At 74.0% G+C, this 19,366-nt stretch carries 19 protein-coding genes; 13 read left to right on the top strand and 6 right to left on the bottom strand.

Translation table 11 applies throughout. The features are described from left to right. Window positions 1–431 precede the first annotated feature (431 nt). Window positions 432–2,174: a lytic transglycosylase domain-containing protein gene (locus OIE12_RS08155; protein WP_329133239.1), complete on the top strand. Its 1,743-nt coding sequence runs from the start codon at window positions 432–434 to the stop codon at window positions 2,172–2,174. Between the two features lie 42 nt (window positions 2,175–2,216). Here the strand turns inward: OIE12_RS08155 and hrpB are convergent, their stop codons facing one another. Then, window positions 2,217–4,796, bottom strand: coding sequence for an ATP-dependent helicase HrpB (gene hrpB, locus OIE12_RS08150; protein ID WP_329133237.1), 2,580 nt, complete (start codon window positions 4,794–4,796; stop codon window positions 2,217–2,219). Window positions 4,797–4,867: 71 nt separating this feature from the next. Then, the gene (locus OIE12_RS08145) at window positions 4,868–5,680 is read right to left on the bottom strand and encodes a class I SAM-dependent methyltransferase (RefSeq protein ID WP_329141774.1); all 813 of its coding nucleotides are present in this window, start codon (window positions 5,678–5,680) and stop codon (window positions 4,868–4,870) included. Between the two features lie 374 nt (window positions 5,681–6,054). Here OIE12_RS08145 and rpsA point away from each other — a divergent pair, with 374 nt between their 5' ends. The 4 genes from rpsA to OIE12_RS08125 all read left to right on the top strand — a co-directional run bounded on the left by rpsA (window position 6,055) and on the right by OIE12_RS08125 (window position 9,923). Next, window positions 6,055–7,548: a 30S ribosomal protein S1 gene (rpsA, locus tag OIE12_RS08140; RefSeq protein WP_329133235.1), complete on the top strand. Its 1,494-nt coding sequence runs from the start codon at window positions 6,055–6,057 to the stop codon at window positions 7,546–7,548. 238 nt (window positions 7,549–7,786) lie between these two features. Continuing rightward, the gene (locus OIE12_RS08135) at window positions 7,787–8,725 is read left to right on the top strand and encodes a PAC2 family protein (RefSeq protein WP_329133233.1); all 939 of its coding nucleotides are present in this window, start codon (window positions 7,787–7,789) and stop codon (window positions 8,723–8,725) included. Window positions 8,726–8,866: 141 nt separating this feature from the next. After that, window positions 8,867–9,493: a dephospho-CoA kinase gene (coaE, locus tag OIE12_RS08130; RefSeq protein ID WP_329133231.1), complete on the top strand. Its 627-nt coding sequence runs from the start codon at window positions 8,867–8,869 to the stop codon at window positions 9,491–9,493. Between the two features lie 49 nt (window positions 9,494–9,542). After that, window positions 9,543–9,923: a tetratricopeptide repeat protein gene (locus OIE12_RS08125; protein ID WP_329133229.1), complete on the top strand. Its 381-nt coding sequence runs from the start codon at window positions 9,543–9,545 to the stop codon at window positions 9,921–9,923. A 29-nt stretch (window positions 9,924–9,952) separates the two neighbouring features. Here the strand turns inward: OIE12_RS08125 and OIE12_RS08120 are convergent, their stop codons facing one another. Continuing rightward, window positions 9,953–10,219, bottom strand: coding sequence for a DUF6343 family protein (locus OIE12_RS08120; protein WP_329133227.1), 267 nt, complete (start codon window positions 10,217–10,219; stop codon window positions 9,953–9,955). Between the two features lie 128 nt (window positions 10,220–10,347). Between OIE12_RS08120 and OIE12_RS08115 the strand changes: the two genes are divergently transcribed. Continuing rightward, entirely contained in the window at window positions 10,348–11,037 is a 690-nt protein-coding gene (locus tag OIE12_RS08115) for a class I SAM-dependent methyltransferase (protein WP_329133224.1), read from the top strand. A gap of 28 nt (window positions 11,038–11,065) precedes the next feature. On the opposite strand, the gene OIE12_RS08110 is transcribed toward OIE12_RS08115, so the two are convergent. Next, window positions 11,066–11,557, bottom strand: coding sequence for an RNA-binding S4 domain-containing protein (locus OIE12_RS08110; RefSeq protein ID WP_329133222.1), 492 nt, complete (start codon window positions 11,555–11,557; stop codon window positions 11,066–11,068). Window positions 11,558–11,644: 87 nt separating this feature from the next. Here OIE12_RS08110 and OIE12_RS08105 point away from each other — a divergent pair, with 87 nt between their 5' ends. The 3 genes from OIE12_RS08105 to OIE12_RS08095 all read left to right on the top strand — a co-directional run bounded on the left by OIE12_RS08105 (window position 11,645) and on the right by OIE12_RS08095 (window position 14,783). Then, window positions 11,645–12,400, top strand: a complete 756-nt coding sequence (locus OIE12_RS08105) for a uracil-DNA glycosylase (RefSeq protein ID WP_329133221.1) — start codon at window positions 11,645–11,647, stop codon at window positions 12,398–12,400. A 181-nt stretch (window positions 12,401–12,581) separates the two neighbouring features. After that, complete coding sequence (locus OIE12_RS08100; RefSeq protein WP_329133219.1) at window positions 12,582–14,474, top strand: FUSC family protein; 1,893 nt, start codon at window positions 12,582–12,584, stop codon at window positions 14,472–14,474. A 132-nt stretch (window positions 14,475–14,606) separates the two neighbouring features. After that, a complete protein-coding gene (locus OIE12_RS08095) occupies window positions 14,607–14,783 on the top strand; it encodes a hypothetical protein (RefSeq protein WP_199806916.1) in 177 nt (58 codons plus the stop codon). Window positions 14,784–14,810: 27 nt separating this feature from the next. Here OIE12_RS08095 and OIE12_RS08090 read toward each other — a convergent pair whose 3' ends face one another. Both OIE12_RS08090 and OIE12_RS08085 read right to left on the bottom strand, forming a co-directional pair. Further along, window positions 14,811–15,287 carry a hypothetical protein gene (locus tag OIE12_RS08090; protein WP_329133215.1) on the bottom strand — a complete coding sequence of 159 codons (477 nt, stop codon included), beginning with the start codon at window positions 15,285–15,287 and terminating at the stop codon, window positions 14,811–14,813. After that, a complete protein-coding gene (locus OIE12_RS08085; protein WP_329133213.1) occupies window positions 15,278–16,078 on the bottom strand; it encodes an ATP-binding protein in 801 nt (266 codons plus the stop codon). Before OIE12_RS08085 ends, OIE12_RS08090 begins: the two co-directional genes overlap by 10 nt. A gap of 269 nt (window positions 16,079–16,347) precedes the next feature. On the opposite strand from OIE12_RS08085, the gene OIE12_RS08080 reads away from it, so the two are divergent. The 4 genes from OIE12_RS08080 (at window position 16,348) to OIE12_RS08065 (ending at window position 19,362) form a co-directional block, all read left to right on the top strand. Next, a complete protein-coding gene (locus OIE12_RS08080; RefSeq protein WP_329133211.1) occupies window positions 16,348–17,208 on the top strand; it encodes a helix-turn-helix domain-containing protein in 861 nt (286 codons plus the stop codon). Between the two features lie 90 nt (window positions 17,209–17,298). Beyond that, window positions 17,299–17,514: a DUF397 domain-containing protein gene (locus OIE12_RS08075; RefSeq protein ID WP_050811338.1), complete on the top strand. Its 216-nt coding sequence runs from the start codon at window positions 17,299–17,301 to the stop codon at window positions 17,512–17,514. A 299-nt stretch (window positions 17,515–17,813) separates the two neighbouring features. Further along, window positions 17,814–18,461 (top strand): uridine kinase, encoded by a 648-nt coding sequence (locus tag OIE12_RS08070; RefSeq protein ID WP_329133209.1) that lies wholly within the window; start codon window positions 17,814–17,816, stop codon window positions 18,459–18,461. Between the two features lie 106 nt (window positions 18,462–18,567). Further along, a complete protein-coding gene (locus OIE12_RS08065; protein ID WP_329133207.1) occupies window positions 18,568–19,362 on the top strand; it encodes a methyltransferase domain-containing protein in 795 nt (264 codons plus the stop codon). Window positions 19,363–19,366: the final 4 nt, after the last annotated feature.

The following is a 19,366-nucleotide window of genomic DNA, read 5'->3' as shown; positions in this document are numbered from 1 at the left end:
CCACCCCACCCACCCGAACTCCCAGGCGCTCCACCCCCACCCACCCCCAATTCCCCACCAACCCCCACACCCACCCACCCCGACCTCCCACCCGCACCCAACTCCCCACCCACCCCCGACTCCTACCCACCCCCGGGGTCCAAGGGGCAGCGCCCCTTGAAGGGACGGGAAGGGTAGGGGCGGCGGGGGCGAAAAACCCTCACCCGCACCACAACCGTCCAACGCCCACAACCGTCAAGTAAGGGTGACGCACACGCGACACCCCCACGCGCACATGGCCAACCGGTGAAGACCCGCCATCAACGGGTGCCACCCAGCCGCACGTTGCCGTAGGGTCACCACCGTCACGGTGCCAGGGCGGCACACGCCCGCCCAACGCACCGTCGAGAGCAGAAGAGCACGGACGTTCGTCCACGGGAGGGGCGTACTCTATGGCGGCGCATTTCGGCAGGCGGCTCCGCAAGGGCGCGGCAACCACCGCCCTCGCAGCCGCAGCAGTCGCGGCACTCTCCGCGTCCCAGGCCCCCGGAGTCACCGCCGACGACCACGGCAGACAGACCACCGGCTCCGCCCAGAACACCCCCGACGCCACCGGCGACGACTCGGCGACCGGCGACGGCCACTACTACACCGACCTCCCCACGCTCGACAGCCCCACCCCGGCCCCCGACGACAACGCGAACTCCGGCTCCGGCGGCACCGGCGACGACTCCGGCATCCCCGCCACCGTCCTCGACGCCTACAAGAAGGCCGAGGCCGAACTCCGCGAGTCCAAGCCCGGCTGCAACCTCCCCTGGCAACTCCTCGCCGCCATCGGCAAGGTGGAGTCCGGCCAGGCCCGCGGCGGCCGCGTCGACGCCGAGGGCACGACGTACTCCAAGATCCTCGGCCCCGTCCTCAACGGCAGCGGCTTCGCCCACATCCCGGACACCGACAACGGCGCCTACGACGGCGACAGCACCTACGACCGCGCCGTCGGCCCCATGCAGTTCATCCCGTCGACCTGGGCCTGGGCCGGCCGCGACGGCAACGACGACGGCGTCAAGGACCCCAACAACGTCTACGACGCCGCTCTCGCCGCCGGCCACTACCTGTGCCGCGCCGACCGCGACCTGTCCGTCCAGTCGAACCTGAACGCCGCGATCCTCAGCTACAACCACTCGCAGGACTACCTCAACACCGTCCTGTCGTGGCTGGAGTTCTACCGCAAGGGCACCCACTCGGTGCCGGACGGCACGGGCACCCTGCCCCGCCACCGCAGCGACGAGAGCAGCGGCTCGGGCACCGGTTCGACCCCCGCGACGACCACCACACCGCCGGCGTCCCACACCACCGAGCCCGGCAACACCGGCTCGCATTCCGGTTCCGGCTCCGACTCCGGCTCCGACGCGGGCGGCAAGCCGTCCACCGAGCCGACGAAGCCGAGCACACCCCCCTCGACGACACCCACCCCCACGCCGACCGACACCGTCGACCACCTCGACGACGCCGGCACCGGCAGGCTGACCGCGCGGGCGGGTGACACGTTCGGCGAGAAGATCGTGGTCCGCCCGGAGACCAAGGCGGGCACGGCCGTGGCCAAGGTCCGCATCCGCTTCACCATCGTCGGCGACACGGACGCCACCTTCACCGGCGGCGAGAAGACCGCCACCGTCCGCACCGGCGGCACCGGCACCGCCACCGCGCCCGCCCTCGTGGCCGGCGAGAAGACCGGCGAATTCACGGTCCGCGCCGTGGTCGTGGGCCGCACCGTGGCCGCCCTCGACCACACCGCCACCGTCACCGCACGCACGGCCGACGCCCTGGTCCGGGTCGGCGACACCCCGCTGACCTGCACCCCCGGCGGCGAGTTCGCCGAGCAGATCCAGCTGAAGGCCACCTACAAGGGCGCCGCCCCCGGCAAGGTCGCCGCGACCGCCACGCTCATCAAGTCCGCGGACGACGCGACCGAGAACGACAAGGGCCCCTACTTCCAGGACCCCGCCGGCACGGCCGACGACGCCGACAAGAAGCCCGTACGCACCCTCACGGGGCTGACGACCGACCCCGACGGCGTGCTGAAGCTGCCGAAGCTGTACGCGGACGACACCACGGGCACGTTCCTGCTCCGCGTCACCACGGCGGGCGGCGCGACCGTCACGCTCGAACTGAAGGTCGCCGAGGCGGCGTCGTAGCCCCCGTCCCCGCGGGCCGGTCCACCGTGACCGGCCCGCGCCTCAGCGACGCGGCCGCGCGTTGGTGTGCCGGGTCGGCTCCGCGGCCGCCGGGTCCTCCGGCCACGGGTGCTTCGGGTACCGGCCGCGCAGCTCCGCCCGTACGGCCCGGTAGCCGTCCCGCCAGAACGAGGCGAGGTCCGCGGTGACGGCGGCGGGCCGTCCGGCGGGGGAGAGCAGGTGCACGAGGACCGGCACCCCGGCCAGGACGGGCGAGCTGTCCAGACCGAACATCTCCTGCACCTTCACGGCGAGCACCGGCCGTTCCGGATCGGCGTAGTCGACGCGGATCCGCGACCCGCTGGGCACGGTGAGCCGCTCCGGGGCCAGCTCGTCCAGACGGGCCGCCTCGCCCGAGGCCCACGGCAGCAGCCGGCCCAGCGCCTGACCGGCGTCGATCCGCCCGAGGTCCGCCCGCCGCCGGGCGCGGCCCAGCTCGGGCTCCAGCCACTCCGCCACGCGCGCGTGCAGCGCGTCGTCCGAGACGTCCGGCCACGGCGGGCCGAGCCGCAGCCGCACGAACGCCAGCCGCTGCCGCAGCGCCACCGCCTCCGGCGACCACCGCAGCAGGCCGAACCCCTCCCGCCGCAGCCCCTCCAGGAGCGCGTCGCGGACGAGCCCGGGCGCGGCGTCCGGCAGCGGCCGCACCGACAGCTCGATCGCCCCCAGCCGCTCCACCCGCTGCGCCACGACGTCGCCGTGGGCCCAGCGCACCTCCTCCTGATCGGTCCGCAGCGCCGCGGCCGCCTCCCGGGCCACGTCCTCCGGGACGGGCGCGGCGAGCCGCACGCGCGCGTGCCCGCCGGCCGCCGGCCGGTCGGCCACGGCGACGACGATCCACGGCGCCCCCCGCAACGCCGACCCCTCACCCAGCTCGGCCCGCGTCCCCGAGGCCATGAGATACGACCCGCCGTCGAGCCGCGCCACCCGCTCGGGAAAGGCCAGCGCGACGGCCCGCCCGACGAGCCCGTCGTCCCCCGCACCGGCCACGTCGGCGCCGGGCGACCGCCCGCCGGGGCCGGAGGGCCGGTCGTCGTGGCCGGAGGGCCGGCCGTCGGTCCCCGCGGCTCCCCGGCCGCGGGACCGCCCGCCCGGCTCCGTCACCACGGCACGCAGCCGCCGTACCTCGCTCCGCCAGCGGGCCGCGTACGCGTCGCCCCCGCGCCGTGCGGTGCGCAGTGCCCCGGCCAGGTCGTCGCCGTACGCCCGCGGGGCCTCCTCGGACAGCAGCGCCACCACCTCGGCCGCCGCGCCGGAGGTGTCCAGCAGGGCCCGGCCCAGTCGCGGGTGCAGCCCCCACCGCACCAGCCGTGCCCCCCGGTCCGTGGCCCGCCCCCGGGGGTCCACCGCGCCGACGGCGGTCAGGGTCTCCCGGGCCGCCGCCATCGCCCCGCCCGGCGGCGGATCGAGCAGCGCCAGCCCGGAGGCGTCGGGATCGCCCCAGCAGGCCGCCTGGAGCGCGAACGCGGTCAGGTCGGCCACCTTGATCTCCGGCGCCGGGAACGGCGGCAGACGGCCGTCCTCGGCCTCCGCCCAGCACCGGTACACCACTCCGGGCGCCTCCCGTCCGGCCCGTCCGGCCCGCTGCCGTCCGGCCGCCCGGGAGGACCGTACGGTCGTCAGACCGCTCAGCCCGCGCGCATGGTCCACGCGCGGCTCCCGCGCCAGCCCCGCGTCCACCACCACCCGCACCCCGGGCACCGTCAGCGACGACTCGGCCACCGAGGTGGCGAGCACCACCCGGCGCCGCACCCCGGGGGACAGCACCGCCTCCTGCACGGCCGCCGGCGCCCGCCCGTGCACCTGGAGCACGTCCACCGCGCCCAGGTCCCCCAGCAGCCCGGCCACCCGGGCGATCTCCCCGACGCCGGGCAGGAAGCAGAGCACGTCGCCGGGCCGCTCGGCCAGCGCCCGCCGTACCACCGACTCCGTGTGGGACAGCAGCGCCGGGTCCACCCGCATCCCGTGCGGCGGCCGCACGGGCCGGGCCGGCGGCGCCCACACCACCTCCACCGGATGGGACACCCCTGCGGCCTCGACCACCGGGGCCCCGCCCAGCAGGCGCGCCCACCCCTGCGCGTCGGTCGTCGCCGAGGCCGCGACCAGCCGCAGTCCGGGCCGCAGCGTCCCGCGCACGTCGAGCAGGAAGGCGGCGGCCGTGTCGGCGTCCAGATGCCGCTCGTGGCACTCGTCCAGGACCACCACGTCGACCCCGGGCAGCTCCTGGTCGCGCTGGAGCCGCTGCAGCAGCACACCGGTGGTGACGACCTCCACGCGCGCGTGGCGTCCGACGACGCGCTCCCCGCGCACGGTGAACCCGATGTCGCCGCCCACCTCCTGGCCCAGCAGCCACGCCATCCGCCGTGCCGCCGCCCGCGCCGCGATCCGCCGCGGCTCGGCCACCAGGACCCGGCGCGCGGGACCCCCGCCCACCAGCCCCGCCAGCACCAGCGGCACCAGGGTCGTCTTGCCGGTGCCGGGCGGCGCCACCAGCACGGCGGTCCCGTGGCCCTCCAGGGCGTCGTTCAGAGCGGGCAGGGCCCCGCGTACGGGCAGCGCCTCCAGGGCGTCGTCACGGATCACGCCCCCCAGTGTCGTACGCCGGCGTGATCGCCCTCCACGCGCGCGTGAAGCAGCGATTACGCCGTCATCGCTCAGTCCCTCTCACACACGAAGATCGCCGTACCCGGGATCAGCCCGCCGCGCAGCGGGGACCAGCCGCCCCACTCCGAGGTGTTCCAGGAGGGCCACTCCGGCTCCACCAGGTCCACCAGCCGGAAACCGGAGGCCACGATGTCGCGGACGCGGTCGCCGAGCGTCCTGTGGTGCTCGACGTACACCGCGCGGCCGTCCTCGTCCTGTTCCACGTAGGGCGTGCGGTCGAAGTAGGACGCGGACACGCTCAGCCCCTCGGGGCCCGGCTCGTCCGGGAAGGCCCAGCGGACCGGATGTGTCACCGAGAACACGAAACGGCCGCGCGGCCGCAGCACCCGGCGCACCTCCCGCAGCACCAGCCGCGGATCGGCCACGAAGGGCAGCGCCCCGTACGCCGAGCAGGCCAGGTCGAACGAGGCGTCGGCGAAGGGCAGGACGGCGGCGTCGGCGCACACCAGGGGGAACGGTCCGCCGATCCGCAGCGCGTGCTGGAGCTGGCGGTGGGAGAGGTCCAGCGCGACCGGGCGGGCACCCTGCGCGGCCAGCCAGCGCGAGCACTGGGCCGCGCCGGCGCCGATCTCCAGGACGTCCCGGCCTGCCAGCGTCTCCGGCGGGCCGAGCAGTTCGGCCTCGACCTCGTCGAGGCCCTCCGGGCACCAGACGAAGCGGTCGTCACCGAGGAACGTGCCGTGTTCGACCTGGTACTCGTCCGCGTTGCGGTCCCACCAGCCCCGGTTGGCGCGGGCGCTCTCCGTCACTCCGGCGACACGCCGCGTGGCCTCGGGTTCGAGCGGTTCGGACTCTTGGATGATCGGCTCCCTCGTCGTACTCTTCCGTCACATCTCGGCGCCGCCGTCGCGGCGGTGCCGCTCGAGGGTGCCGTGGGACGCCGCGTGGCCTCCGCGGACGGTGATTGTGCCGGGTATGCGGGGATCCGCCCCGGGTGTGCGCCTTCGCGCATTGACCCTGTCCGGCTGCCCCCGTATGCTACAAGTTGCGCTGCGGGCCTGCGCTCCTCAGACGTAGCAGGCTGCGCTCGCATCTGTTGTATGTCCCCTCGGTTGTCGAGGCGCCACCGCGTTGTCGCGGGGTGCTTCCTAAGCTGTCCGGCTTCTGCAGAGCGAAACGGGCTCCCGGCGCAAGCAGTACCTACGACTTCAATGTCCGTACCGGAGCCCTTTCCCACATGACGAGCAGCACCGAGACCACCGCCACCACCCCGCAGGTTGCGGTCAACGACATCGGTAACGAGGAAGCCTTCCTCGCCGCGATCGACGAGACGATCAAGTACTTCAACGACGGCGACATCGTCGACGGCGTCATCGTGAAGGTCGACCGGGACGAGGTCCTGCTCGACATCGGTTACAAGACCGAAGGTGTCATCCCGAGCCGCGAGCTCTCGATCAAGCACGACGTCGACCCCAACGAGGTCGTCGCCGTCGGTGACGAGATCGAGGCCCTTGTTCTCCAGAAGGAGGACAAGGAAGGCCGCCTGATCCTCTCGAAGAAGCGCGCCCAGTACGAGCGTGCCTGGGGCACCATCGAGAAGATCAAGGAAGAGGACGGCATCGTCACCGGTACCGTCATCGAGGTCGTCAAGGGTGGTCTCATCCTCGACATCGGCCTCCGCGGCTTCCTCCCGGCCTCCCTGGTCGAGATGCGCCGCGTCCGCGACCTCCAGCCCTACGTGGGCAAGGAGCTCGAGGCGAAGATCATCGAGCTGGACAAGAACCGCAACAACGTGGTCCTGTCCCGCCGTGCCTGGCTGGAGCAGACCCAGTCCGAGGTCCGCCAGACGTTCCTCACGACCCTCCAGAAGGGTCAGGTCCGCTCCGGTGTGGTCTCCTCGATCGTCAACTTCGGTGCCTTCGTGGACCTGGGTGGCGTCGACGGCCTGGTGCACGTCTCCGAGCTGTCCTGGAAGCACATCGACCACCCCTCCGAGGTCGTCGAGGTCGGCCAGGAGGTCACGGTCGAGGTCCTGGACGTCGACATGGACCGCGAGCGCGTCTCCCTGTCGCTGAAGGCGACCCAGGAAGACCCGTGGCAGCAGTTCGCCCGCACGCACCAGATCGGCCAGGTCGTGCCCGGCAAGGTCACCAAGCTGGTTCCGTTCGGTGCGTTCGTCCGCGTGGACGAGGGCATCGAGGGTCTGGTCCACATCTCCGAGCTGGCCGAGCGCCACGTGGAGATCCCGGAGCAGGTCGTCCAGGTCAACGACGAGATCTTCGTCAAGGTCATCGACATCGACCTCGAGCGCCGTCGCATCAGCCTCTCGCTGAAGCAGGCCAACGAGGCCTTCGGCGCCGACCCGTCGACGGTCGAGTTCGACCCGACCCTGTACGGCATGGCCGCGTCCTACGACGACCAGGGCAACTACATCTACCCCGAGGGCTTCGACCCCGAGACCAACGACTGGCTCGAGGGCTACGAGACCCAGCGCGAGGCGTGGGAGACCCAGTACGCCGAGGCGCAGCAGCGCTTCGAGCAGCACCAGGCGCAGGTCATCAAGTCCCGCGAGGCGGACGAGAAGGCCGCTGCCGAGGGTGGCGAGGCCGCCGCTCCGGTCGCGTCCGGCGGCGGTTCGTACTCCTCCGAGGGTGGCGACACCTCCGGCGCGCTCGCCTCGGACGAGGCGCTCGCGGCGCTGCGGGAGAAGCTGGCCGGCGGCCAGAGCTGAACCCCGGCCACGCGTCGGACCCCGGCCTGAGCGCCCGTCGCTGAGACCGGACCACCGAGCCGAACGGAAGGCCCGCACCCCCTCGGGGTGCGGGCCTTCCGCGTTGTGCCGCCACCGCCGGACGCGCGGTCGGGTGCCCGGCCGGATGCCCGGTTTTCCCCACCCGGCCCGGCCGTGCGGGAATGCGCGTGTCCCGCGCCACGTTGTCTCCAGTTGGACACGAGGAGGAGCGGTCACAGTGCTTGATCCGCAGAGTTTGTACGCATGGGAGCCGAAGGGCCTGGCCGTCGTCGACATGGCGCTCGCGCAGGAGTCGGCCGGACTTGTCATGCTCTACCACTTCGACGGCTACATCGACGCCGGCGAGACCGGTGACCAGATCGTCGACCGGCTGCTCGACTCGCTGCCCCACCAGGTCGTCGCCCGCTTCGACCACGACCGGCTCGTCGACTACCGCGCCCGTCGGCCGCTGCTGACCTTCAAGCGCAACACCTGGACCGACTACGACGAGCCCACGATCGACGTGCGCCTCGTCCAGGACGCCACCGGGGCGCCCTTCCTGCTGCTGTCCGGTCCCGAACCGGACGTCGAGTGGGAGCGCTTCGCCGCGGCCGTCGGACAGATCGTGGAGCGGCTCGGCGTCCGCCTGGCGGTGAACTTCCACGGCATCCCGATGGGCGTCCCGCACACCCGCCCCGTCGGCCTGACCCCGCACGGCAACCGCACCGACCTGGTGCCGGGCCACCGCAGCCCCTTCGAGGAGGCGCAGGTGCCCGGCAGCGCGGAGGCGCTCGTCGAGTACCGCCTGGCGCAGGCCGGGCACGACGTGCTGGGCGTCGCCGCGCACGTCCCGCACTACATCGCCCGCTCCCCCTACCCGGACGCCGCGCTGACGGTCCTCGAGGCCGTCACGGCCGCGACCGGACTGGTCCTGCCCGGCGTCGCGCACTCCCTGCGCACCGACGCCCACCGCACCCAGACCGAGATCGACCGGCAGATCCAGGAGGGCGACGAGGAACTGGTCGCCCTGGTCCAGGGCCTCGAGCACCAGTACGACGCCGCGGCGGGCGCCGAGACGCGGGGCAACATGCTGGCCGAGCCGGTGGAGATCCCGTCCGCCGACGAGATCGGCCAGGAGTTCGAGCGCTTCCTCGCGGAGCGAGAGGGCGACGGCTGATCCGATAGTCTGCCGGACGGCCACGACCTGCCCGTCCCCGCCGCGACGCGGACGATCCGGCGGGCCGGACAGGCGGTACCCGCCGTCAGTCGTGACGTCGTCCCCGCCGGTGCGGGAGTTGAGTGAGGTGAAGGCGCGCTCATGCTGTCCGTGGGCCTGACCGGCGGCATCGGCGCCGGCAAGAGCGAGGTGTCCCGGCTGCTCGTCGCGCACGGCGCCGTGCTGATCGACGCCGACCGCATCGCCCGCGAGGTCGTCGCCCCCGGCACGCCGGGACTCGCGGCCGTCGTCGAGGCCTTCGGCGAGGAGATCCTCGCCGAGGACGGCAGCCTCGACCGCCCCCGCCTCGGCGCCGTCGTCTTCGCCGACCCCGACCGGCTCGCCGTGCTCAACTCGATCGTGCACCCCCTGGTCGGCGCCCGCTCCCGCGAGCTGGAGTCCGCCGCGGCCGAGGACGCCGTCGTCGTCCACGACGTGCCGCTCCTCACCGAGAACGGCCTCGCACCCCTGTACGACGTGGTCGTGGTCGTCGACACGGACCCCGCCACCCAGCTCGACCGGCTGGTACGGCTGCGCGGCATGAGCGAAAAGGACGCGCGCGCCCGCATGGCGGCCCAGGCGTCCCGCGAGGAACGGCGCGCGATCGCGGACGTCGTCATCGACAACGACGTGCCCCTGCCCGAACTGGAGCGGCAGGTACGGGAGCTGTGGGACGACCTCGTCCGCCGCGCACGCCGACGGACCACGGCACGGCCGCCCCAGGAATAGCGGTTTTGCCGGGGGCGTTGAAGCGGCCGAGTGAGGGAAGGACTTCGTCGTGCCCGACATCAGCGGTTCCCGTGGACGGACTCCGGAAACGAACGTGATCGACTTCCGCGCCGCCGAGCAACTGCTCGCCGCACGCGACCCGCGGGGCGCGGTCAAGCTGCTCGACGGACTCATAGCCGCGCACCCGGAGAACACCGCGGCCCGGCTGCTGCGCGCCCGGGCCTTCTTCGCCGCCGCCCAGCTGCGCCCCGCCGAGCTGGAGTTCAGCATCGTCCTGGAACGCGAACCGGACAACGCCTTCGCCCACTTCGCGCTCGGACGGACCTACGAGCGCCAGCTGCGCCCCGAACAGGCCAAGCGGCACTTCCGACTCGCTGCCGCGCTCGACCCCAACCCGCGCTACCTGGACGCCGCCCGCTTCGACGCGTGAGCCGGAGGGATCATTGGCGGGTCCCCGGCTCAGCGACGCCGCTGCTCCGGTGGCGCATAGGGCGGGATGTCGCGGCCCGGCTGCCAGTGCGGGCCTTGCCGGATGTGCCGCAGCACCATGAACAGATCGACGGTCACGATCAGCCACAGCACCCCGCAGAGGGCCGCCCAGCCCGTCCGGCCCGCCAGCGCGAGCGCCACCGTGCCGCCGATCGTCCAGACCTCGCCCCAGAGACTCAGCCAGAAGCGCAGCCGCAGCGGACTGCGTGCCGTCGTCGGTTCACTGCCGGTACGCATAGGCCTCACCCCTTCCCATTGTCGCGCGCCGGTTTCCTGTTCCCCCGTCGAACGTTCACTCCAACGAGTGACGGGTGCGGGGGAACGGCGGCGGACCGGCCGTCCGTTCTCCCGGCATGAGGCAGGACATGCGAGCGGGACACGAGGGAACGGGGCCCGGAGCGATCACCCCGGACGGCTGCGCGGTCGAGCTCTACGCCCGGCTGCCCGTGGGGGAGGAGCCCGAGATCATCGCCGCGGCGGTGCCACCGGGGGCGCGCATCCTGGAACTGGGCAGCGGGGCGGGGCGGATGACGCATCCACTGCGGGAGCGCGGCTTCCGGGTCACGGCGGTGGACGAGTCCGCGGCGATGCTGGAACGGGTCCGCGGGGCCCGCACGATATGCGCCCCGATCGAGGACCTGCGGCTGGACGAGACGTTCGACGTGGTGCTGCTCGCCTCCTTCCTCGTCCACGCCGGGGACGTCGAGGTGCGGCGGGGCCTGCTGCGGACCTGCGCGCGGCACGTGGCGGCGGACGGCTGCGTGCTGATCCAGCGCGAGGGCGAGGACTACCACACCGACCTGCCGCGGGAACGGGTCGACCCGAGCGGGTTCACCGTGCGCATACGCTCGGCGGAGCCCGTCGGCGACGGCGTGCACGAGGTGCGCGCGGAGTACGAGTTCCCGGACGCCACATGGACACAGACGTTCCTGGCGCGGCCCCTGACCAGGGAGCAGTTCGAGGAGGCACTCGCGGAGGCCGGCCTGCGCGTGGACCGCTACCTGACCGAGGACCGGGTGTGGGTACGGGCGGCGCCGGTGCAGGAGTCGGCTTAGGGAGCGCGGTGCCCCACCGGAAGCGGGCTCAGGGGATGTCGGTGTCGCCGTCCCCCGGGGCCAGGCCGCGCAGCCGGTCCAGTTCGCGGCGGTCGCGCTTGGTGGGCCGACCGGCGCCCCGGTCGCGGACGGCGATCGGGGCGCCGGCCTCGCGGGGCGGCGGGGGCGGGCTGTTGTCGACGTAGCACTCGGCCGCGACAGGGGCGCCGACCCGCTTGCGGATCAGACGCTTCACGACGACGACCCGCTCGCGGCCGGCGTGCCGCAGCCGTACCTCGTCGCCGACGCGGACGGCGTACGCGGGCTTCACGCGCTCGCCGTTCACGCGGACATGGCCGCCCCGGCAGGCGGTCGCGCCCATCGAGCGGGTCTTCACCAGGCGCACGGACCAGATCCAGCTGTCGACGCGCACGCTCTCGCCCCCGGCGGGCCGCGCGGCGACCGCGGCGGCGACGGCGTCGGGGTGGGTTCCGGTGCCGGGCGCGGCGCCGGTGTCTCCGTCTCTGACCTCAGAAGCCATGCTCCGACCTTAGCCGCAGCCAGGGGCGGACCGGACCCGCCCGGGACCGGAACTCGCGCAGCCCTCCCGGGGATCTACGGTGGTGGTATGGACGGCAGCGCGCTGGAGGAGCTCGACGGGCGGATCGCCGGGTGCCGGGCGTGCCCGCGGCTGGTGGCCTGGCGCGAGGAGGTGGCCCGCACCCGGCGGGCCGCCTTCGCCGACTGGACGTACTGGGGACGGCCGGTGCCGGGCTTCGGCCCGCCCGACGCCGCGCTGCTGATCGTCGGACTCGCCCCGGCGGCCCACGGCGGGAACCGCACCGGACGGATGTTCACCGGCGACCGCTCCGGGGACGTGCTGTACGCGGCGCTGCACGAGGTCGGGCTGGCCTCGCAGCCGACGTCCGAACGGCTGGACGACGGGCTGGAGTTGTACGGCGTGCGGATCACCTCGCCCGTGCACTGCGCCCCGCCCGCCAACAAGCCCACCCCGCGGGAGCGGGACACCTGCCGGCCCTGGCTCGTGCGGGAACTGGCGCTGCTCCGGCCGACGCTCCGGGCGGTGGTGGTGCTGGGCGCGTTCGGCTGGCAGGCCGCACTGCCGGCCTTCGCCGAAGCCGGCTGGACGGTGCCCCGCCCCCGGCCGGCCTTCGGCCACGGCGCCCGCGTTCGGCTGGACCGGGCCGAGGGAACCGTCGGCGCCAGCGGCACAGGCGACGACGGTGTCCTGGAGCTCTTCGGGTGCTTCCACGTCAGCCAGCGCAATACGTTCACCGGGCGGCTCACGCCCGAGATGCTCCGCGAGGTGCTGCGCACGGCGGCCACGGCCGCGGGACTGCCGACCACGGAGCCCTCTCCGTAGGGCCGGCCCCGGGCCGATGCCGCCGTCCGCCCCCCTCGCACCCCGCCGGCCCGTCCGCCGTCACCCCGGTGAAACACCGGCGTTCCCCGTCCCGCCCGTCTCCGCCGTACCGTAGAGACACCGAAGAGCCCGGCCACCGTCGCCCGAAGGCCCCGCCCCGCCCTCGTCCGACAGGAGCCCCGTGACCCGCGCCCCCTTCCGTCTGCCGCCCTGGCTCGCCCACGCGCTGCGCGCCCAGCGCGGCCCGGTGCCCTGGAACGCGGTGGTGCGCGGAGCGCTGGCCGCCGGGCCGCTGCTGCTCGCGGGCGTGCTCGCCGGACGCACCTCCGTGGGGGTCGTCGCCGCGCTCGGCGCCATGCTCGCCGGGGTCAACGACCGGCCCGGCAGCCGGCGCGCCTCGGTCGGCCGGCTGGGCCTGCCGGCGCTCGCCGGCGCCGCCGGGCTGCTCGTCGGCACGTATGCCGGGCGGCACACCGGCGCGGTGGCCCTGACGCTGCTGCTCACCTTCCTCGGGCTGCTGGCCGGTGCGGTCAGTGCCGTCGGGCCCGTCGCCTCCGCCTCCGGCACCCAGCTCCTGGTCACCTCCGCCGTCGGCGCCGGGATGATGCTGCCGGAGCCGGGCTGGGAGAGCGCGCTGATCTATCTCGTGGGCGCCGGCTGGCTGCTCGGCCTGCGCCTGGTGCTGCCCACCCCCGGCACCACCGCGACAGGCGGCGCGCGGCTCGACTTCCGGTTCGACGGGGAGCGGGCGGCGGTCGCCGACGTGTACGAGGCCGTCGCCGCGCTCCTCGACGCCACCGGCACCCCGGAAGCCACCGCCCACCGGGCCGCCCTGACCGCCGCCCTCGACCAGGCCCAGGACGCCCTCGCCGGCCCCCGGTTGCGGCGGCACGCCGGTTCCGCGGCCGAGCGGCGGCTGCACGCGCAGTACGCCGCCGCCCTGCCACTGGCCGAGGCCGCGACCGCGCTGGCCTGGGCCGGGCGTCCGGTCCCGGTCCGGGCCGCGGAGGGGCCGCGCCGGCTCGCCGCCGCCGTCCGCGCCCACACGCCCACCGGCCCGCTGCCCGCGCCCACCCGCACCGCCGCCGCGCTGCGCGCACTCGACGACGCCCTGCTCAGGGCCGCCGAGGCCTTCGACCGCGGCGACGGCGGCCGGCTGCACACCCGCCGGCGCGGCGCCCGCTCGCTGCTGCGGACCGCGCTCGGTCCCGGCGGACGCGAGTACGGCTTCCGGGTCGCACTGAGTTTCGGGGCGAGTGCCGCCGTCGCACAGGCCCTGCACCGGACGGGCTGGTACGGCAGCCACCCCCACTGGTACTGGCTCCCGGCCACCGCCGTCTTCCTCGTCAAGCCCGATCTCGGCCCGCTGGTCTCGCGTGTGCTCTCCCGGGCGGCCGGGACGGTGCTGGGGGCCGTCGTCTTCGCCGGGGTCGCCGCCCTCGTGCCCCGGCCGGGCGGGCTGATCGCGGTGGTCGCGCTGTGCGGGGCGCTCATCCCGGTCGCCGCACGGCATTTCGCCGCCCAGACCGCCGTCATCACGGTGCTCGTTCTGGCCCTGCTCATGGTCGGCGGGGAGCCGGGAGCCTCCTGGAACCGGATCGGCGAGACCCTGTTGGCCTGCGCCATCGTCCTGCTCGTCGGCCATCTCCCGGTGCCGGGGGAGCGCGCCGGGGGCGTCAGGGCCCGGCTGACGGCGGCGGCCGACGCGGCGTACGCCTATCTCGCGCACGTCCTGCACGAGCCCGGGGACCGGGCCCGCCGGTGGACGCTGCGGCGTGACGCCTACCACGCGCTGGCCGAGGCCCAGGCCGCCATCGGGAGGGCCGCGGCCGAACTGCCGGCCCTCGCACGGCACACGGAGGGCACCGCCGAGGTGGCCGCCACGCTGGAGCGGCTGGTGGACACCACCACGGCCTGCGCCGTGCACCTCGACGACGCCGGGAGCCTCGACCCCCGCCACCGGGAGCGGCTCGACCAACTGCTCGCCGAACTCGCCGCACGCCGTCGGCGGGCGGGGCTCGGCACCGCGGAGAAAAGCGTCGAAAAGGAGACGGGCGTCACACAAATACGGTGAACGAGTGTCAACAACATCTCAGTACCGTCACGTCCGGAGACCTATACCCTGTCTCAGGCGTTTAACTCTACGGACCACAACCGTTCCGGGAGAGGTTCCGGGGAGTACGGCGCGTGACACGGAGGTGTACAGGTGAACGGGAGAACGGTGCTCGAGCGGTTCCCCGCCGGTGGCCCCCGCGGCTCGTGGCCCGCGGAGGAGTTCGCGCAGGCGCGCCGTCAGGAGGGGACCCCCGCCGAGGTCGTCATGGACCTCGCCACGGACACCTTCCTCGTGATCGTGCGCGCGGCGGAGGTCGTGGCCGACTGATCGTGCCGCCGGTTGTCGCAGGGGGCTTCAGGCGCTGAGGGGCCGCGACCACGCCGGGGTCGCGCCCGTGACCCGGCACAGCGCCAGGTAGAGGGGGATCGGCGGGGTGTACGGGAGAGTGCCGTGCGGCCGGTGGATCAGCTCCACGGGGCCGTGGCCGGCGCCGGGGCCGTGCGTCCGGCGGGTGACCACCGCGCCCGCCGTGTAGCGCGCGGGCGTCGGCCACTCCAGGGCCACGTCGGAGTCGGAGGGAACGATCCACCACCAGTGCGCGCGGTCCGCGTAGACGCAGCCGACGCGGGGGAGCCGGGGCATCAGCTGGGCCCCGAGGGCGGCGGGCACCGCCACCGCGTCGCAGCCGAGCGGCAGGTGCATGTCGGCGGGGATGGGGAGCCGGTCGGACGCGGCGGGCGTGCGCCGGGCGCGTCCGAGGCCGGCCAGAGTGGCCAGGGTCAGGACCCGGGCGCCGTGGGGGCCGCCTGCCGGGGCGCCCGTCACATCCATACGGACCTCATGTCCCAGAGGGCTTCGGCCTCGTCGAGCGCTTCCGTCTCGTCGCCGCGTCCGCCCTCGGCCGGGGGCTTCTTCGCGCTCCAGCCGAGATCGGAGCGCGGGACGGGGGGCGGAGTGGTGCGGTGCCCGGGAGCGGGGTGCGGCTCCGGGCCGGCACCGGTGTCCGGGGCGTCGGCTTCCGGGGCGTCGGCGGCCTCCGGGGAGCCATGGGGCTCGGCGGGCCGGACGTCCTGCGGGGAGTCGTGGCCCTCGGGGGAGTCGGGGCGGGACCTGTCGCCGGAACACGACAGGTCCCGGGGGGTCGGAACCTCGGCCCGGCGCGGAAGCTCCGCCCAGACCAGCAGCCCCGGCCCGGTCTCCTGGGCGCCCCAGGCCCGGCACAGTGCCTCGACCAGGAGCAGACCCCGGCCGTGCTCCTCCTCCGGTCGGCGCGGGGAGGGATGCGGTTCGCCCGGGGCACAGCCCTCGTCACGCACGGCTATGCGCACCAGCTCGTCGTCGTCGCGCAGCTCGCAGACGACGCTCTCGCTGGCGGTGTGCACGATCGCGTTGGTGACGAGTTCGGAGACGATCAGGGCGGCCGAGTCGCAGGTGTCCCCGCAGGCCCCCCAGTCACTCAACCGCTGCCGTGTCAGCCGCCGGGCCCGTGCCACGGAACCCGGATGGGCGGACAGCTGGAAGCGGAACCGGTGTTCTGCGGCCGCCTCGGGGCGTACCCCGGGGGCGGCATGCAGACCCGACCGGTCCTCGGCGTCTGTTTCTAAACGCGCGGGCGGAGTCACGCTTGCCACTATCTCCCCGTCGGGAACACTTGGCAAGAGTCACTCTGAAAATTGCAGAGTGCGGTGTGCGCTCGAAAGAGGGCGTGGCACACTGCTCGCAACAGCACGCCGAGCGGCGCCAGTTGGAACCTCTGTACGGAACGTGGTCATACGGGTGTGGAACGTCGTTTTCCCACCCGGACGCCCGTTGCGGACGAACCGTTCGAACAAGAGCGGGGAGGCTTCCGAACGGCGCCGCCCGGCCTGTCCGGACCAGGAGGAGGGGCGAGATGAGCGAACCGCGGTCCGCGCCGACGGTCGGACAGGTCGTTCTCGGTCGGCGCCTGCTCGACCTGCGTGAACGCGCGCAGCTCAAGCGTGAGGAGGCCGCGCGCATCCTGCGCGTCGCGCCCGCCACCGTGCGCCGGATGGAGACCGCCGAGGTCGCCCTCAAGATTCCGTACCTTCAGCTGCTGCTGCAGGCGTACGGGGTCGACGAGGAGGAGGCCGAGGCGTTCGTCCGGCTGGCCGAGGACGCCAACAAGCCCGGCTGGTGGCAGCGCTACCACGACATCCTCCCGGGCTGGTTCTCGATGTACGTCAGCCTGGAGGGAGCCGCGGCCCTCATCCGCTCGTACGAACCCCATTTCGTCCCCGGACTCATGCAGACCGAGGACTACGCCCACGGCGTCCTGAAGTCGGGCGCCGTCGGGCAGACCAGCCCGGACGAGATCTCGCGGCACGTGGATGTGCGCATGCGCCGCCAGCAGCTGCTCACCCGCGAGGACGCGCCCCACTTCTGGGCCGTGATGGACGAGACCGTACTGCGCCGCCCCGTCGGCGCCCCGGAGGTGATGCGCGCCCAGATCGACAAGCTGCTCGAGCTCGGCGAGCTGTCCAACGTGACGCTCCAGGTGATCCCGTTCTCCTCGGGACCCCACCCGGGCACCTACGGGCCGTTCGTCCTCTTCCGGTTCGCCATGCCGGAGCTCCCGGACATGGTCTACAGCGAGTACCTGACCGGCGCGGTCTACCTCGACTCGCGCTCCGAGGTGGCGACCCACCTCGAGGTCATGGACCGCATGGCGGCCCAGGCCGCCACGGCACAACGCACGAAGGAGATCCTCGAGGATCTTCGCAAGGAGCTGTGAATGGACCGCATCGCACACGACCGCATCAACATCAAGCAGGACCGCCGCGCCGCGGCCGGCTCGCTGACCCGCAACCGCGTCTACAACGGCATGCCCGCGCGGGAACTGGGCAGCGAGGGCTGGCACAAGCCGTGGAGCGGCGGCAACGGGGGCAACTGCCTGGAGGCCATGAAGCTCTCCGACGGCCGCATAGCCGTCCGCCAGTCCACCGACCCCGACGGACCCGCGCTGATCTACACCTCCGCCGAGATGACCGCGTTCATCGAGGGAGCGAAGGCGGGTGAGGCCGACTTCCTGCTCTCCTGACGTGCGTCCCGAAGGCCCCGCCGACGGCCTTCCCGACGGACACCGGCCCGGACGTTGCCACCGGACCCTGCTTGCTCACCCTGTCCCTTCCGATCGGCCCTCTCACGCTGATCACCGACCCGCAGCACCAGCCCGATCGCTTCGATCGCCGCTTTGACTAATCATCTTCTTCTCAATGATGTTGAGTTGACCCGCCGGAACACCGCGTGCACGACCGGTCCGGCCGCCCCCGTCCCCGAACGGCGCCGCCTTTCGGGGTGCGCACGGGGGCGCCGTGCCGGCGCGGCATCATGGGCCGTGTGCGACTCGAAGCGATCACCTGGGAGCGCCTCGCCGAGGCGCTCGCCGACCGTCTGCTCGACCTGAAGCCGGAGGACGGCGGCTCCTGGCCGCGCGTCGCGGTGGACGGAGCCCCGGCCGCCCGGCCCGGCGCGCTCGCCGAGCGCGTCGGCGAGGCGCTCCGGGCGCGCGGCCGTCCGTCCCTCGTCGTCGCCGCGGAGGGCTTCTGGCGCCCCGCGTCACTCCGGCTCGAGCACGGACACCACGACCCCGACTCCTACTACGACGGCTGGCTGGACACCGGCGCCCTGTGGCGCGAGGTGTTCGGGCGCCTCGAACCCGGCGCCGACGGACACGTCCTGCCGGACCTGCGGGATCCGGCCACCGACCGGGCCACCCGCAGCCCCTATGTCCCGCTCCCACCCGGCGGGGTGCTCCTGCTGCACGGCTCCTTCCTGCTGCACCACTGGTTCCCGTTCGATCTGACCGTCCATGTCCTCCTCTCCGCCGGCGCCCTGCGCCGCCGCACCCCCGAGGCCGAGCACTGGACCCTGCCCGCCCACGCGCGCTACGAGGCCGAGACGGACCCCGCAGGCACCGTCGACGTCCTGGTCCGCGCGGACGACCCCCGGCACCCGGCATGGAACGGCGGGGACCGCCCGGCGTAGCACGCCTCTCCTGCGCCGTCCTGCACACCGTGTCGCCGCAGGCCAGTCTGCCGGAACCGCCGGATCGCCGGAGGAGCCTGTGGATAAGTCTGAGATCATCGCCGGCATGACGCGATCCGACGGATACCTCCTCGACAACCGGCAGACGGAGGCGGGCCGGCGCTTCGCCGCACTCGCCACCCTGTTCGACCCCGGCACCTTCCGTCACCTCGAGAACCTCGGCATCGCACCCGGCTGGCGCTGCTGGGAGGTCGGCGCCGGCGGCACCTCGGTGATCTCCTGGCTGGCCGGGCGGACCGGCCCGTCCGGCCAGGTCCTCGCGACCGACATCGACACCTCCTGGGCCACCGCGGCCGCGCGGCCCCCGATCGAGGTGCGCACCCACGACGTCGGCGCCGAGAAACCGCCGGGCGACGGCTTCGACCTGGTGCACGCCCGGCTCGTCCTGGTCCACGTGCCCGACCGGGACCGCGCCCTGCGCTCGATGATCGACTCCCTGCGCCCCGGCGGCCACCTGCTGATCGAGGACGCCGACCCCGCGCTGCAGCCGCTGCTCTGCCCCGACGAGTACGGCCCCGCGCAGGAGCTCGCCAACCGGCTGCGCAGGGGGTTCCGCTCCCTCCTCGCCGAGCGCGGCGCCGATCTGTCGTACGGGCGCGGGCTGCCGCGGCTGCTGCGGGAGGCCGGGCTGAAGGACGTCCGGGCGGACGCGTACTTCCCGATCACCTCGCCCGCCTGCACCGACCTCGAGGCGGCCACGGTCCGTCAGGTCCGCGACCGCCTCGTCGCCGCGGGACTGGCCACCGACGAGGAGATCGACCGGCACCTCGCCAACCTGGCCTCCGGGACGATGGACCTGGCCACGTCCCCGATGATCTCGGCCTGGGGACGCAAGGACTAACGGC

It is taken from the genome of Streptomyces sp. NBC_00670 (genome assembly GCF_036226765.1).
Taxonomy (GTDB): Bacteria; Actinomycetota; Actinomycetes; order Streptomycetales; family Streptomycetaceae; genus Streptomyces.
This window is presented reverse-complemented; position numbering and strand designations above follow the sequence as displayed.

Bases quoted from the DNA above. Each gene is read 5' to 3' on its own strand.
- OIE12_RS08155 (WP_329133239.1), top strand. From the start codon at position 432: ATGGCGGCGCATTTCGGCAGGCGGCTCCGCAAGGGCGCGGCAACCACC.
- rpsA (WP_329133235.1), top strand. From the start codon at position 6,055: ATGACGAGCAGCACCGAGACCACCGCCACCACCCCGCAGGTTGCGGTC.
- coaE (WP_329133231.1), top strand. From the start codon at position 8,867: ATGCTGTCCGTGGGCCTGACCGGCGGCATCGGCGCCGGCAAGAGCGAG.
- OIE12_RS08120 (WP_329133227.1), bottom strand. From the start codon at position 10,219: ATGCGTACCGGCAGTGAACCGACGACGGCACGCAGTCCGCTGCGGCTG.
- OIE12_RS08115 (WP_329133224.1), top strand. From the start codon at position 10,348: ATGCGAGCGGGACACGAGGGAACGGGGCCCGGAGCGATCACCCCGGAC.
- OIE12_RS08110 (WP_329133222.1), bottom strand. From the start codon at position 11,557: ATGGCTTCTGAGGTCAGAGACGGAGACACCGGCGCCGCGCCCGGCACC.
- OIE12_RS08105 (WP_329133221.1), top strand. From the start codon at position 11,645: ATGGACGGCAGCGCGCTGGAGGAGCTCGACGGGCGGATCGCCGGGTGC.
- OIE12_RS08090 (WP_329133215.1), bottom strand. From the start codon at position 15,287: ATGGATGTGACGGGCGCCCCGGCAGGCGGCCCCCACGGCGCCCGGGTC.
- OIE12_RS08080 (WP_329133211.1), top strand. From the start codon at position 16,348: ATGAGCGAACCGCGGTCCGCGCCGACGGTCGGACAGGTCGTTCTCGGT.
- OIE12_RS08075 (WP_050811338.1), top strand. From the start codon at position 17,299: ATGCCCGCGCGGGAACTGGGCAGCGAGGGCTGGCACAAGCCGTGGAGC.
- OIE12_RS08065 (WP_329133207.1), top strand. From the start codon at position 18,568: ATGACGCGATCCGACGGATACCTCCTCGACAACCGGCAGACGGAGGCG.